Below are 13,921 nucleotides of genomic sequence, written 5' to 3'. Positions count from 1 at the left end.
TGGTGACACGTGGAGCTGACGAATACTAATCGATCGAAGACTTAATCAATTTTTCAAGTTTTGTGACGCAAATCTTTACTTACTATCTAGTTTTGAATGTATAATCATTCACTTGTCTAGTGACAATGGCAAGGAGGTCACACCTGTTCCCATGCCGAACACAGAAGTTAAGCTCCTTAGCGCCGATGGTAGTTGGACTGACGTTCCGCTAGAGTAGGACGTTGCCAGGCAAATCATTGTATGGATGCGATGAGCCGATATTGAGACCGTGAGGTCTCTTTTTTTATGTCGAAATTTATAGAAAGTGTTTGGAGCTAATGAATCGAGAAGAAATCAAGCAACAGAAATTTTAGCGTTTCTTTTATTTTTTTGAATTATCTATTAAAATAGGAGATATTTAAAGGTATATAAGGTATATGAGGAGAGGACTTAATTGAAATTACCTATCACTCAAAAACTTGATGATTTAATTCGTCATCATGCTATCTCATTACATGTTCCAGGACATAAAAATATGACTATCGGTTATTTAGATGCATTATCTTTGAAAATGGATATGACTGAAATTACGGGTCTAGATGATTTACATCATCCAGAAGATACTATTTTAGAAAGTATGAATCGTGTGAATAAGCATCCCAATTATGATGCTTATTATTTAGTTAATGGTACAACTGCAGGCATTTTATCAGTTATACAAGCATTTGCTCATATAAAAGGTCGTTATTTAATTAGCCGTAATGTACATAAATCAGTTTTTAATGCTTTAGATTTAACTCAACAATCTGCAGATATTTTGCCTATGTATAGAAGTGATAAAAGTTACCAGTATTTAGCACCTTTGATAGATACTAAAATGTTACGACATCAAAAACTCGCTGTAGTTACTTATCCAAATTATTATGGAGAATGCTTTGATATCAATCAGTGTGTTAAACAATTTCACGATTACAATATACCTGTTTTAATTGATGAGGCTCATGGTGCCCATTTTAATTTGAAACACTTTCCTAAATCAGCTTTAGAATCGGAAGCTGACTATGTTGTTCAATCGTATCACAAAACTTTGCCTACACTTACTATGGGATCAGTATTATTTATTCATAAAAATGCACCTTTGAAAGATGAAGTTATTAAATATTTAGGTATTTTTCAAACTTCTAGTCCATCTTATTTAGTAATGTCGAGCATTGAATTAGCGCATCAATTTTATAACTCCTATGACAGTAGTCTCTTTTTCGAAAAAAGAAAACAATTTATTGAAACGTTAAGACAACAGCATTTTGAAGTTATTGAAGTCGAGGATCCATTAAAGCTTATTGTTCGAGCAAATGGGCATACGGGTGTTGAAGTACAACGTTATTTTGAAAAGAATCATATTTATATTGAATTAGCTGATGATTATCAAATACTCATTGTCTTACCATTATGGCATTTTAATGATAGATATCCTTTCGAAACATTACTGCATAGAATAAAAACTATACAATTACCTAAAAAAGCAAAAGAAAAGCTAGAGCCGGTTTTATTGCCGCTAGAGAAAAGTGTTTATGTATCAAAATATATTAATCATGCATATTGGATAAATATTAATAAAGCACAAGATAAAGTATTAGCTCAACATATTGTGCCTTATCCTCCTGGAATTCCTGTGTTTTGGAAAGGAGAAAAAGTGACTAAAAATATGATAAAATTGATGCAATATTATCTTTCACATAGTGTACGTGTTGAAGGTATTAAAAACGATAAAATATTAGTTAAGGATGAATAATATGGCTGCATTTATAACGTTTGAAGGGCCTGAAGGTTCTGGGAAAACTACAGTGTTAAATCAGATTAATAAGTTGTTATCTGAAAATTATAATGTTATTTCTACTCGAGAACCAGGTGGAGTATCTACAGGGGAAGAAATACGTAATATCTTACTAGATGGTGAAAATATTGATATACGTACAGAAGCATTGTTATTTGCAGCATCTAGAAGAGAACATTTGGTTGAAAAAGTGATACCCGCTTTAAAAAATGATAAAGTAGTCTTATGTGATCGATATATTGACAGTTCTTTAGCATATCAAGGGTATGCACGGGGTATAGGTATAGAAGAAGTTAAAAAAATAAATGAATTTGCAATTAATGGACTTTATCCAGACTTAACAATTTATCTTGATATTGATGCTGAAGTGGGGAGAGAACGAATACTAAAAAATCAAAGAAGTCAGAATCGATTAGACAAAGAAACACTAACTTTTCATCAAAAAGTAATTGAGGGGTATAAAACATTAATTAAAACTAATCCTGAGCGTTTTAAAGTAGTTGATGCTACACAAAGCATCGAAAGCGTCATAAGTGATACGTATGAGATCATTTTAAGTTACTTAAAAAACTTATGATATAATAATATAGAGAGGTGTATTAAAATGAAAATGATTATAGCGATCGTTCAAGATCAAGATAGTCAAGAACTTTCAGACCAACTCGTAAAAAATAATTTTAGAGCTACTAAACTAGCAACAACTGGTGGATTCTTAAGAGCAGGAAATACAACATTCTTATGTGGTGTAGATGATGAACGTGTTGATGAAGCGTTAACCGTCATTGATAATACGTGTGGTAATAGAGATCAACTTGTTTCACCAATGACGCCAATGGGTGGTAGTGCAGACTCTTACATACCTTATCCTGTTGAAGTTGAAGTTGGAGGCGCTACAGTATTTGTAATGCCAGTAGAAAAATTCCACAGATTCTAAACTTAATTTAAAATTAAATAAAGTTTTAAAAGATAATTTTCAAAGAGCCTGAAACATATTTTTATGTTATCGGCTCTTTATCATATACATTATAATTAATTGCTGAATGATAAATGCGACTGAAAAATTTAATGATATAATTTTAAAATGAACGATGAATAGGGAGTATGCAAATATGGAGGAATTACAAAAATTAGCTAATGCTTTTCATTCGAATAAATTATCACATGCCTATTTATTTGAAGGTGATGATGCACAATCAATGAAACATGTAGCGATGGAATTTGCACAACTTATTCTTTGTAATGGAAATGAACAATGTGAATTAAAATTGCGTAATTTTAATCATCCTGATTTTACATATATATCCTCTGAAGAATCTACTATAAAAAAAGAACAAATTGAACAACTTGTACGCCAAATGAACCAATTACCTATTGAAGGTACATATAAAGTTTATATCATAGAGGACTTTGAAAAGTTAACTGTTCAAGGTGAAAATAGTATCTTAAAATTTTTAGAGGAACCTCCAGAAAATACTATTGCAATTTTAATTTCTACTAAACCAGAACAAATATTAAATACGATTCACTCTAGATGTCAACATATGTATTTTAAACCAAGTGACACATCGCATTTTATCGATAAACTTGTCGATAATGGTATTAATCGGGCTATTGCTGAAATGTTAAGTTCATATACGACACAAATTGAGGTAGCCAAAGACCTTAATGAAGAGTATGATTTAATTGAATTAAGAAAAGTAATCGTTCATTGGTGTGAATTATTATTAACAAATAAACCAATGGCCTTGATTAGTGTGATTGATGTGTTAAAAAATGCTAAAAATCGAAAACTACAACTTCTTACTTTGTCTGTTATCAATGCTTTTTTTGAAGATATGATGCATGCTAAAGTCGGGATTGAGGATAATTTCATTTTTACTGATCTTAAACCACTCATTAAGGAATACACAACACGATTAACACTTAATCAAATGATATTAATGTATGATCAAATTATAGAAGCACATAAAAAATTGATACAGAATGTGAATCCGATGCTCGTATTTGAACAAATCGTAATTAAAGGTGTGAGTTAAATGCCAAATGTAGTAGGTGTGCAATTTCAAAAAGCAGGTAAATTGGAATATTATGCACCGAATGATTTAAAATTAGATAGTGAAGATTGGGTTGTAGTTGAATCTAAGCGAGGCATTGAAATAGGTATAGTAAAGTTGACTTCAAAATGTGTAAATGATGAAGATGTGACATTACCGTTAAAAGATATTCTACGTATTGCAACTGAAGAAGATATACAACAATACAAACAAAATGAAAAAGATGCAGAGCAAGCACTAATTTTATGTAAACAGTTAGTGAAAGATCAAGACTTAGATATGCGCTTAGTGAATTGTGAGTATACTTTAGATAAATCGAAAGTCATTTTTAATTTTACTGCTGATGATCGTATCGATTTTAGAAAGTTAGTGAAAGTATTAGCTCAAAATTTAAGAACACGTATTGAACTTAGACAAATTGGCGTTCGTGATGAAGCAAAACTACTAGGTGGAATTGGACCATGTGGACGTTCATTATGTTGTTCAACATTTTTAGGAGATTTTCAACCGGTATCTATCAAAATGGCAAAAGATCAAAATTTATCATTAAATCCAACTAAGATTTCTGGTGCATGTGGACGTTTAATGTGTTGTCTTAAATATGAAAATGATTATTATGAAGAAGCTCGTGCACAATTACCTGATGTAGGCGATGAAATTCATACACCGGAAGGTACTGGAAAAGTTGTAGGATTAAATATATTAGATATTTCGATGCAAGTGAAGATTGATGGTTTAGAGCAACCTTTAGAATACAAAATGGAGGAATTATCTACATTTAATTAAGGAGAGTGTCTTTCTTTTGAATCGCAATGATTTATTCGAAAAAATCGTAAAATTAGAAAGTAACGTTAATGTATTAACTCAAGAGATGACTGAACTTAAATCTTTAGCTATTCAATTGATAGAAGAAAATGTAACGTTACAAGTAGAGAACGATAATTTAAAAGCGCTAATGGCTAAAAGTGAACAAGATGTTGAATCAACAAAAGCCAATAGTGAAAGTCCACATAATAAAAAATCAAATGAAAATGACTTTAAAAGTGCAATTAAAAATGTAAAAAAACCTTTACCAAGTAAAGACAATTTGGCTGTTTTGTATAGTGAAGGTTTTCATATTTGTAATGGTGAATTATTTGGTAAACATCGTTATGGTGAAGATTGTTTATTATGCATGAATGTTTTAAATAGTTAAATCCATAACGGAGAATGATAAGCGGATGGTATAATCTTAATTTTTAGGAGAGATGAATTTCAACACAATAAAATTTCAGATTTTGTGTTGTGATACATCTCTTTTTTAGGAGATAACATATATGTTGAAGGAACAAGAAAGATTAGATGATTTAATTAAGGAGAACTTAAAGATCATTCAAAATGATGAGGTGTTTTCTTTTTCTACTGATGCACTTTTATTAGCACATTTTACTAAAGTACGAAAAAATGATAGCATTCTAGACTTGTGTGCCGGAAATGGTGTTATTGCTTTATTATTAGCTGCAAAAAGTCATCAAAAAATAGAAAGTATTGAAATCCAAGAACAGTTGGCAGACATGGCTCAACGAAGCTTTAAATATAATCAATTAGAAGAGCGTTTATCTATGCATAATATGGATTTAAAAGATGTGTATCAAACATTTAAACCCTCTCAGTTTACATTAATAACCTGTAACCCACCTTACTTTAAACAGAATCAACTTCATCAACACCAAAAAGAAGCACATAAAATAGCACGACATGAAATTATGTGTAGTTTAGAAGATTGCATGTTTGCAGCACGACATTTATTAAAACAGGGTGGACGTCTAGTTATGGTTCATCGTGCTGAACGACTTATGGATGTATTAACTGAAATGAGACAAGCTAATATTGAACCTAAACGTATTGTATTTATTTATAGTAAGCATGGTAAATCAGCAGTCACTATTGTTGTTGAAGGAAGAAAAAATGGTAATCAAGGTCTAGAGATTGCACCACCATTTTATATTTATAATGAAAATGGCGAATATAGTGAGCAAATGAAAGAGGTTTATTATGGGTAATCACTTTGTATATATCGTACGTTGCAGTGATAACAGTTTATACACCGGGTATACGAATAATATTGAGGTACGTATCAATAAACACAATGCTGGGAAAGGTGCTAAATATACAAAAACAAGACGTCCGGTAGTGTTAGTATATCAAGAAATGTACGAGACAAAATCAGAAGCTTTACGCAGAGAATATGAAATTAAGACATTTACAAGACAAAGAAAATTAAAATTGATTGAGGAGGGATAATATGGCAACTTTATACTTAGTAGGGACACCTATAGGTAATTTAGGTGACATTACATTTCGAGCAATTGAAACATTAAAGCAAGTAGATATCATTGCATGTGAAGATACGAGAGTAACTAAAAAGTTATGTAACCACTATGATATTACCACTCTATTAAAATCATATCATGAACATAATAAAGAACAGCAGACAGATTATTTAATTCAATTACTTAAAGAAGAAAATAATATTGCGCTTGTATCAGATGCAGGGTTGCCGTTAATTAGCGATCCAGGATATGAACTTGTTGTTGAAGCACATAAACATAACATTGCTGTAGAAACTATTCCAGGACCTAATGCAGGATTAACTGCACTAATGGCAAGTGGTTTACCTTCATTTACATATACTTTTTTAGGCTTCTTGCCACGAAAAGAAAAGGAAAAAGTGAATATTTTATCTCAACGAATGTATCAAGATAGTACTTTAATTATCTATGAGTCTCCATTTAGAGTGATTGATACCCTAAAAGCGATTATTAAAGTAGATTCAAAAAGACGTGTAGCAGTAGGTCGTGAACTTACTAAAAAATTTGAACAAATTGTTATGCTTGAAGTATCACAATTATTAGAAGCGATTGAAAATCAAGAGATTCCACAAAAGGGAGAATTTGTGATTTTAATTGAGGGTGCCAAAGCTCAAGAAACAAAACAATGGTTTGAAGATGTAACGATTATAGATCATGTTAATCATTATATTGAGACTCAAAATTTAAAACCTAAGAAAGCAATAAAAGTAGTAGCAGAAGAACGACAGATGAAAACAAGTGAGATTTATGATATTTATCATAATATTAAATCGTAAAATTGATAAAATCTTGTATCATAGTGATAGAAAAATACCATAAAATATTAATTTATGGTAATGTTAATAAGATACGATAATGTATATTCTATATGGGTTATAATGAATAAGATAGCTGTTTTATGACAAACGTTATATTAAACATTCATTAGAAAATAATTAAAAATTTAGATAAAATTTAAAGTGAACTAGTCATTAAGACATGAACGAAAGGGAGGACTACTGATGGCGAAAGAAACATTTTATATTACAACCCCTATTTATTATCCTAGTGGTAATCTGCATATTGGTCACGCATATTCTACAGTTGCTGGTGATGTAATTGCACGATATAAACGCATGCAAGGATATGATGTTCGTTACCTTACAGGTACAGACGAACATGGTCAGAAAATCCAAGAAAAAGCGCAAAAAGCAGGAAAAACAGAATTAGAGTATTTAGATGAAATGATTGCTGGAATCAAACGCTTATGGGCTAAATTGGAAATCTCAAATGATGATTTTATTAGAACTACAGAAGAACGTCATAAACAAGTGGTAGAAAAAGTATTTGAACGTTTATTAAAACAAGGTGATATTTATCTTGGTGAATATGAGGGATGGTATTCTGTTCCTGATGAAACGTATTATACTGAATCTCAACTTGTAGACCCTGTTTACGAAAATGGTAAAATCGCAGGCGGTAAAAGTCCAGATTCTGGACATGAAGTTGAATTAGTTAAAGAAGAAAGTTATTTCTTTAATATTAATAAATATACAGATCGTTTATTAGAATTTTACGATGCGAATCCTGATTTTATTCAACCTCCATCTAGAAAAAATGAAATGATTAATAACTTTATTAAACCAGGATTAGAAGACTTAGCAGTTTCACGTACGTCATTTGATTGGGGGGTAAGAGTTCCATCTAACCCTAAACATGTAGTTTATGTATGGATTGATGCTTTAGTAAACTATATTTCTTCTCTTGGATATTTATCAGATGATGATTCATTATTCCAAAAATATTGGCCAGCAGATGTACACTTAATGGCAAAAGAAATTGTTCGTTTCCATTCTATTATTTGGCCTATCTTACTTATGGCTCTTGATTTACCTTTACCGAAAAAAGTATTCGCGCACGGATGGATTTTAATGAAAGATGGAAAAATGAGTAAATCTAAAGGTAATGTAGTAGATCCTAATGTTCTCATTGATCGTTATGGCTTAGATGCTACACGCTATTACTTAATGCGTGAATTACCATTCGGATCTGACGGAGTATTTACTCCGGAGGCATTTGTTGAACGTACTAATTTCGACTTAGCAAATGATTTAGGTAACTTAGTTAACCGTACGATTTCTATGATTAATAAATATTTCCAAGGAGAGCTCCCTGCATACCAAGGACCAAAACATGAATTGGATGAAGATATGGAAGCATTAGCACTTGAAACTGTGAAGAATTTCCATGACAATATGGAAAGTTTCCAATTCTCAGTAGCATTATCTACAGTTTGGAAGTTAATAAGTCGAACAAATAAATACATCGATGAAACCACTCCATGGGTTTTAGCTAAAGATGAAAGTCAAAAAGATATGTTAGGAAATGTAATGGCACACTTAGTTGAAAATATTCGTTTTGCAACTGTATTATTGCGTCCATTCTTAACACATGCGCCTAAAGAAATTTTTAAACAATTGAATATTAATAATTCAGATTTATACGAATTATCAAGTTTAGAGCATTATGGTGCATTACAAGAACCAATTATGGTTACTGAAAAACCTTCTCCAATCTTCCCAAGATTAGATTCAGAGGATGAAATTGCATTTATTAAAGAATCAATGCAACCACCTAAATCTAGTGAAGATGATAAAGAAGAAGTACCAAGTAAATCGCAAATTGATATTAAAGATTTTGATAAAGTTGAAATTAAAGCTGCAACTGTTATTGATGCAGAAAATGTACCGAAATCAGATAAATTATTAAAAATACAAGTTGATTTAGGAGCAGAAGAACGTCAGATTGTTTCAGGTATTGCGAAATTCTATCGTTCAGAAGATATTATTGGCAAAAAAGTGGCTGTTGTAACTAACCTAAAGCCAGCAAAATTAATGGGGCACAAATCTGAAGGTATGATATTATCAGCTGAAAAAGATAAAGTATTAACGTTAGTAAGCTTACCGAGTGCAATTCCAAATGGTGCAATTATAAAATAAATATAGCCGTTAGGAGAGATAAAATGTTAATAGATACACATGTTCATTTAAATGACGAACAATATGATGAAGATTTAAGTGAAGTGATATCTCGTGCAAGAGAAGCGGGCGTTGACCGTATGTTTGTCGTAGGATTTGATACTAAGACAATTGAACGTACTATGGAACTTATTGATAAATATGATTTTATTTATGGTATTATCGGTTGGCATCCTGTAGATGCAATAGATTTTACTGAAGAACGTTTAGAATGGATTGAATCATTAGCTCAGCATCCTAAAATTATCGGTATTGGAGAAATGGGATTAGATTATCATTGGGATAAATCTCCAGCTGATGTTCAAAAAGAAGTGTTTAGAAAGCAAATTGCTTTAGCTAAACGCGTTAAGTTACCTATTGTCATTCATAATCGTGAAGCAACTCAAGATTGTGTAGATATTTTAATGGAAGAACATGCAGAAGAAGTTGGAGGTATTATGCATAGTTTTAGTGCATCACCTGAAATTGCAGATGTCGTTATTAATAAACTTAATTTCTATGTTTCATTAGGCGGACCAGTCACATTCAAAAATGCAAAACAGCCTAAAGAGGTTGCTAAACATGTTCCAATGGATCGTTTATTAGTTGAAACAGATGCACCTTATTTATCTCCACATCCTTATAGAGGAAAACGTAATGAACCTGAACGTGTCACGCTTGTTGCACAACAAATTGCAGATTTACGTGATATGACATACGAAGAGGTATGCCGTCAAACTACAGAAAATGCAGAAAGATTATTTAATTTAAATTAATAATCCTCAGTATGAGAAAGATGTAAAACATCATCTATCGTAATGCTATCTAATAGTGAATGACGATAATATGTACATCTTTCTCATTTTTTATAGTATAACCGTTATAATAAAAATGAGATTAAGTGAAAGGTAATGGTAAATGAATATGAGAATAAATGAATTTATCGTTGTCGAAGGCAGAGATGACACAGAACGAGTTAAGACAGCTGTGGAATGTGATACGATTGAAACAAATGGAAGTGCCATTAATAGAGAAACGTTGGCAGTGATTCAGAATGCTCAAGAAACAAGAGGCGTGATTGTATTAACTGATCCTGACTTTCCAGGTGATAGAATTAGAAATATTATTACTGAACACGTACCGGGAGTTAAACATGCCTATGTCGATCGTGAAAAAGCGAAAAATAAGCGTGGAAAAATTGGGATAGAACATACACATCCTGACGATATAAAGACAGCCTTAATGCATGTGAGTTCTCCTTTTGAAGAAGGAGAAGAATCGATAGATAAAAGTGTATTAATTGATTTAGGTTTAATTATTGGTAAAGATGCGAGACGTAAGAGAGAAATACTTGGACGTAAATTGCATATTGGACATTCTAATGGCAAACAATTACTAAAAAAATTAAATGCTTTTGGTTATACTGAAGAAGACGTACGACGTGCATTATCAATGGATAAGGAGAATAAGTAAAGATGGATAGAAAAGATATAGCTACACCTTCTAGAACAAAAGAACTATTAAATCAATTTGACTTTAATTTTAAGAAAAGCTTAGGTCAAAATTTCTTAGTAGATGTTAATATTATTCATAAAATTATTGATGCAAGTCATATTGATAAGTCGACAGGCATAATTGAAGTGGGTCCTGGTATGGGATCATTAACAGAGCAACTCGCTAAAAGTGCTAAAAAAGTGTTGTCATTTGAAATCGATCAACGTTTAATTCCAGTTTTAAAAGAAACACTTCATCCCTATGACAATGTAACAATTATAAATGAAGATATATTAAAAGCTGATATAGCTACCGCTGTGAACATGTATTTAAATGACTGCGATAAAATTATGGTAGTAGCGAATTTACCCTACTATATTACGACTCCGATTTTACTTAATTTAATGCAACAAGATATCCCCATTGATGGTTATGTAGTGATGATGCAAAAAGAAGTTGGAGAGCGTTTAAATGCAGAAGTAGGTACAAAAGCATATGGTTCTTTATCTATTGTGACGCAATATTACACAGAAACGAGTAAAGTACTCACTGTCCCTAAATCAGTGTTTATGCCGCCACCAAATGTTGACTCGATTGTTGTAAAATTGATGCAAAGAGAGAAGCCTCTTGTTTCAGTAGATGATGAACAAGCTTTCTTCAAACTTGCAAAAGCTGCTTTTGCTCAAAGACGTAAAACGATTAATAATAACTATCAGAATTTCTTTAAAGATGGTAAAAAATATAAATCACAAATTCAACAATGGTTAGAAAATGCGGATATTGATTCTAAACGTCGTGGAGAAACGCTTTCTATACAAGATTTTGCACGATTGTATGAAGAAAAGAAAAATTTCCCAGAATTAGAAAATTAAATTGTTGACAAAGTGTCGTCACCTTGATAAAATTTAAATTTTATTTGACATATTATTTCAAAATATGATATTATGTAACCTGTAGCGAGGTGGAGCAATATGCCAAAATCAATTTTGGACATCAAAAATTCTATTGATTGTCATTTAGGAAATCGTATTGTACTTAAAGCCAACGGTGGTCGAAAAAAAACAATTGAACGTTGTGGAGTGTTAAAAGAGACATATCCTTCAGTATTTATTGTTGAATTAGATCAAGATAAGCATAATTTTGAAAGAGTGTCGTATACATATACGGATGTTCTTACAGAGAACGTACAAGTTTCATTTGAAGAGGATAATCATCAAGAAGTAGTTGCACACTAAATTCGAACATATAAATATAGAGTTGTTTAGTGTACTACAAACTCTATCATTAAAAACATATTGGGTGTTGGGCTGTTTAAGTTCAACACTCTTTTTAGTTCTTAATCACTTTTAATAAAATAATAATTTAAATAAATCAAGATTTGCAGTTGAAATTAAGATCATTTATCTCCTAATTTATTAACTTTTAATTATAATTTATAATGTAACTATCAAATATTTTAAGTCTTTATGTTAAAATCATTTTAATACTATTGATGAAGAGAGGGCGGAAAAATGATATATGAAACGGCACCAGCCAAAATTAATTTGACGCTCGATACACTTTTCAAAAGAAATGATGGTTACCATGAAATTGCTATGATAATGACAACAGTAGATCTGAATGATAGATTGTCTTTTCAGAAAAGAAATGATAATAAAATTGTTGTAGATATAGAACATAACTATGTTACTAATGATCATAAAAATCTCGCCTACCAAGCAGCTAAACTGATGATGGAAACATATCAACTTAAACAAGGCGTCACGATTTCGATTGATAAAGATATTCCGGTTTCTGCTGGATTAGCTGGGGGATCAGCTGATGCTGCTGCTACGATGCGAGGAATTAATCGTTTATATGAATTAGACGCATCTTTAGAAACACTAAGCCAATTAGGCCTTCAAATTGGGACAGATGTTCCATTTTGCATCTATAATAAAACTGCTATATGTGAAGGAAGAGGCGAAAAAATTAAATTTCTAGACAAGCCTCCTTCTGCATGGGTGGTATTAGCAAAACCTAATCTTGGAATATCTTCTCCAGATATTTTTAAAGAACTTAATTTGAAAGATGATTATGATGTACATACAGAAATGTGTGAAGAAGCGATTAGACAGGGGGATTATATGAAATTGTGTAAGAGTTTATCTAATCGTTTAGAAACCGTTTCTATGTCCATGTATCCAGAAATTAAAAAAATTAAAAATAATATGTTGCGTTGTGGTGCTGATGGAGCACTAATGAGTGGGAGTGGACCTACTGTATATGCATTCGCTCAAAAGGAGAGCCAAGCAAAGAAAGTATATAATGCTGTAAATGGCTGTTGTAACGAAGTGTATTTAGTAAGATTATTAGGATAGAAAGGCTGGAACTTATGAGGTATAAAAGAAGTGAACGTATTGTCTTTATGACACAATATTTAATGAACCATCCAAATCAGTTAATTCCATTAACTTTTTTCGTGAAAAAATTTAAACAAGCAAAGTCATCGATTAGTGAAGACGTTCAAATCATCAAAAATACGTTCCAAAAAGAAAAATTAGGAACTGTAATTACAACAGCTGGCGCAAGCGGCGGTGTAACTTATAAACCAATGATGAGCAAAGAAGAAGCAATCGAAATTATAGAAGAAATCATTACGATGCTACAAGAAAAAGAACGCTTATTACCAGGTGGATATTTATTTTTATCGGATTTAGTTGGGAACCCATCATTACTTAATAAAGTAGGGAAACTCATTGCTAGTATTTACATGGATGAGAAACTAGATGCAGTAGTGACGATCGCAACGAAAGGGATATCACTTGCCAATGCAGTAGCAAACGTATTAAATTTACCTGTAGTAGTTATTAGAAAAGACAATAAAGTTACTGAAGGTTCTACGGTTTCCATTAACTATGTTTCAGGCTCATCAAGAAAAATTGAAACGATGGTCTTATCGAAACGCACATTAGCCGAAAACTCAAATGTGTTAGTTGTAGATGACTTTATGAGAGCAGGCGGTTCAATAAATGGTGTAATGAATCTTATGAATGAGTTTAAAGCAGAGGTGAAAGGGGTATCTGTACTAGTAGAATCAAAAGAAGTAAAACAAAGATTGATTGAGGATTATACTTCTTTAGTCAAATTATCAGATGTTGACGAATATAATCAAGAATTTAAAGTTGAACCTGGTAATATCTTGTCTAAATTTTCTTAAAAGGAGTTATACAC

General features: G+C 31.7%; 16 protein-coding genes and 1 rRNA gene. All 17 read left to right on the top strand.

The features are described from left to right. The first annotated feature begins 115 nt into the window (after positions 1-115). The 17 genes from rrf (at position 116) to purR (ending at position 13,907) form a co-directional block, all read left to right on the top strand. Positions 116-230, top strand: a 5S ribosomal RNA gene (rrf, locus tag CD034_RS00190). Between the two features lie 203 nt (positions 231-433). Then, a complete protein-coding gene (locus tag CD034_RS00185; protein WP_002455853.1) occupies positions 434-1,771 on the top strand; it encodes an aminotransferase class V-fold PLP-dependent enzyme in 1,338 nt (445 codons plus the stop codon). Between the two features lies 1 nt (position 1,772). Continuing rightward, the gene (gene tmk / locus CD034_RS00180; RefSeq protein ID WP_002455852.1) at positions 1,773-2,390 is read left to right on the top strand and encodes a dTMP kinase; all 618 of its coding nucleotides are present in this window, start codon (positions 1,773-1,775) and stop codon (positions 2,388-2,390) included. A 27-nt stretch (positions 2,391-2,417) separates the two neighbouring features. Further along, the gene (gene darA, locus CD034_RS00175) at positions 2,418-2,747 is read left to right on the top strand and encodes a cyclic di-AMP receptor DarA (RefSeq protein WP_002455851.1); all 330 of its coding nucleotides are present in this window, start codon (positions 2,418-2,420) and stop codon (positions 2,745-2,747) included. A 175-nt stretch (positions 2,748-2,922) separates the two neighbouring features. Beyond that, entirely contained in the window at positions 2,923-3,849 is a 927-nt protein-coding gene (locus CD034_RS00170) for a DNA polymerase III delta subunit-related protein (RefSeq protein ID WP_002449942.1), read from the top strand. Beyond that, entirely contained in the window at positions 3,850-4,653 is an 804-nt protein-coding gene (locus CD034_RS00165; protein ID WP_002449968.1) for a PSP1 domain-containing protein, read from the top strand. Positions 4,654-4,669: 16 nt separating this feature from the next. Continuing rightward, positions 4,670-5,062, top strand: a complete 393-nt coding sequence (gene yabA, locus CD034_RS00160) for a DNA replication initiation control protein YabA (protein WP_002455850.1) — start codon at positions 4,670-4,672, stop codon at positions 5,060-5,062. Positions 5,063-5,183: 121 nt separating this feature from the next. Continuing rightward, positions 5,184-5,909, top strand: a complete 726-nt coding sequence (locus CD034_RS00155) for a tRNA1(Val) (adenine(37)-N6)-methyltransferase (RefSeq protein ID WP_002449973.1) — start codon at positions 5,184-5,186, stop codon at positions 5,907-5,909. After that, positions 5,902-6,150: a GIY-YIG nuclease family protein gene (locus CD034_RS00150; protein WP_002449964.1), complete on the top strand. Its 249-nt coding sequence runs from the start codon at positions 5,902-5,904 to the stop codon at positions 6,148-6,150. The genes CD034_RS00155 and CD034_RS00150 overlap by 8 nt, the downstream gene beginning before the upstream one ends. Position 6,151: 1 nt before the next feature. Further along, positions 6,152-6,994: a 16S rRNA (cytidine(1402)-2'-O)-methyltransferase gene (gene rsmI, locus CD034_RS00145; protein ID WP_002455848.1), complete on the top strand. Its 843-nt coding sequence runs from the start codon at positions 6,152-6,154 to the stop codon at positions 6,992-6,994. Positions 6,995-7,219: 225 nt separating this feature from the next. Next, positions 7,220-9,196 carry a methionine--tRNA ligase gene (gene metG / locus CD034_RS00140; protein WP_103288016.1) on the top strand — a complete coding sequence of 659 codons (1,977 nt, stop codon included), beginning with the start codon at positions 7,220-7,222 and terminating at the stop codon, positions 9,194-9,196. A gap of 23 nt (positions 9,197-9,219) precedes the next feature. Then, positions 9,220-9,990 carry a TatD family hydrolase gene (locus tag CD034_RS00135; RefSeq protein WP_049432106.1) on the top strand — a complete coding sequence of 257 codons (771 nt, stop codon included), beginning with the start codon at positions 9,220-9,222 and terminating at the stop codon, positions 9,988-9,990. Positions 9,991-10,138: 148 nt separating this feature from the next. Next, positions 10,139-10,687 (top strand): ribonuclease M5, encoded by a 549-nt coding sequence (rnmV, locus tag CD034_RS00130; RefSeq protein WP_039984282.1) that lies wholly within the window; start codon positions 10,139-10,141, stop codon positions 10,685-10,687. Positions 10,688-10,689: 2 nt separating this feature from the next. Next, on the top strand, positions 10,690-11,580 hold the full coding sequence (gene rsmA, locus CD034_RS00125; RefSeq protein WP_103288015.1) for a 16S rRNA (adenine(1518)-N(6)/adenine(1519)-N(6))-dimethyltransferase RsmA: 891 nt from the start codon (positions 10,690-10,692) through the stop codon (positions 11,578-11,580). A 99-nt stretch (positions 11,581-11,679) separates the two neighbouring features. Next, the gene (gene veg / locus CD034_RS00120) at positions 11,680-11,943 is read left to right on the top strand and encodes a biofilm formation stimulator Veg (RefSeq protein ID WP_002449940.1); all 264 of its coding nucleotides are present in this window, start codon (positions 11,680-11,682) and stop codon (positions 11,941-11,943) included. 276 nt (positions 11,944-12,219) lie between these two features. Then, positions 12,220-13,068, top strand: a complete 849-nt coding sequence (ispE, locus tag CD034_RS00115; RefSeq protein ID WP_002455844.1) for a 4-(cytidine 5'-diphospho)-2-C-methyl-D-erythritol kinase — start codon at positions 12,220-12,222, stop codon at positions 13,066-13,068. Between the two features lie 14 nt (positions 13,069-13,082). Then, positions 13,083-13,907 carry a pur operon repressor gene (gene purR, locus CD034_RS00110; protein ID WP_002449943.1) on the top strand — a complete coding sequence of 275 codons (825 nt, stop codon included), beginning with the start codon at positions 13,083-13,085 and terminating at the stop codon, positions 13,905-13,907. The last annotated feature ends 14 nt before the right edge of the window (positions 13,908-13,921 follow it).

Origin of the sequence: Staphylococcus hominis subsp. hominis, from assembly GCF_002901845.1 — a bacterium.
Taxonomy (GTDB): domain Bacteria; phylum Bacillota; class Bacilli; order Staphylococcales; family Staphylococcaceae; genus Staphylococcus; species Staphylococcus hominis.
Note: the sequence above shows the minus strand (reverse complement) of the source record. Positions and strands in the feature narration are given on the sequence as shown.

Bases quoted from the DNA above. Each gene is read 5' to 3' on its own strand.
- tmk (WP_002455852.1), top strand. From the start codon at position 1,773: ATGGCTGCATTTATAACGTTTGAAGGGCCTGAAGGTTCTGGGAAAACT.
- darA (WP_002455851.1), top strand. From the start codon at position 2,418: ATGAAAATGATTATAGCGATCGTTCAAGATCAAGATAGTCAAGAACTT.
- CD034_RS00170 (WP_002449942.1), top strand. From the start codon at position 2,923: ATGGAGGAATTACAAAAATTAGCTAATGCTTTTCATTCGAATAAATTA.
- CD034_RS00165 (WP_002449968.1), top strand. From the start codon at position 3,850: ATGCCAAATGTAGTAGGTGTGCAATTTCAAAAAGCAGGTAAATTGGAA.
- CD034_RS00155 (WP_002449973.1), top strand. From the start codon at position 5,184: ATGTTGAAGGAACAAGAAAGATTAGATGATTTAATTAAGGAGAACTTA.
- CD034_RS00150 (WP_002449964.1), top strand. From the start codon at position 5,902: ATGGGTAATCACTTTGTATATATCGTACGTTGCAGTGATAACAGTTTA.
- rsmI (WP_002455848.1), top strand. From the start codon at position 6,152: ATGGCAACTTTATACTTAGTAGGGACACCTATAGGTAATTTAGGTGAC.
- metG (WP_103288016.1), top strand. From the start codon at position 7,220: ATGGCGAAAGAAACATTTTATATTACAACCCCTATTTATTATCCTAGT.
- CD034_RS00135 (WP_049432106.1), top strand. From the start codon at position 9,220: ATGTTAATAGATACACATGTTCATTTAAATGACGAACAATATGATGAA.
- rnmV (WP_039984282.1), top strand. From the start codon at position 10,139: ATGAGAATAAATGAATTTATCGTTGTCGAAGGCAGAGATGACACAGAA.
- rsmA (WP_103288015.1), top strand. From the start codon at position 10,690: ATGGATAGAAAAGATATAGCTACACCTTCTAGAACAAAAGAACTATTA.
- veg (WP_002449940.1), top strand. From the start codon at position 11,680: ATGCCAAAATCAATTTTGGACATCAAAAATTCTATTGATTGTCATTTA.
- ispE (WP_002455844.1), top strand. From the start codon at position 12,220: ATGATATATGAAACGGCACCAGCCAAAATTAATTTGACGCTCGATACA.
- purR (WP_002449943.1), top strand. From the start codon at position 13,083: ATGAGGTATAAAAGAAGTGAACGTATTGTCTTTATGACACAATATTTA.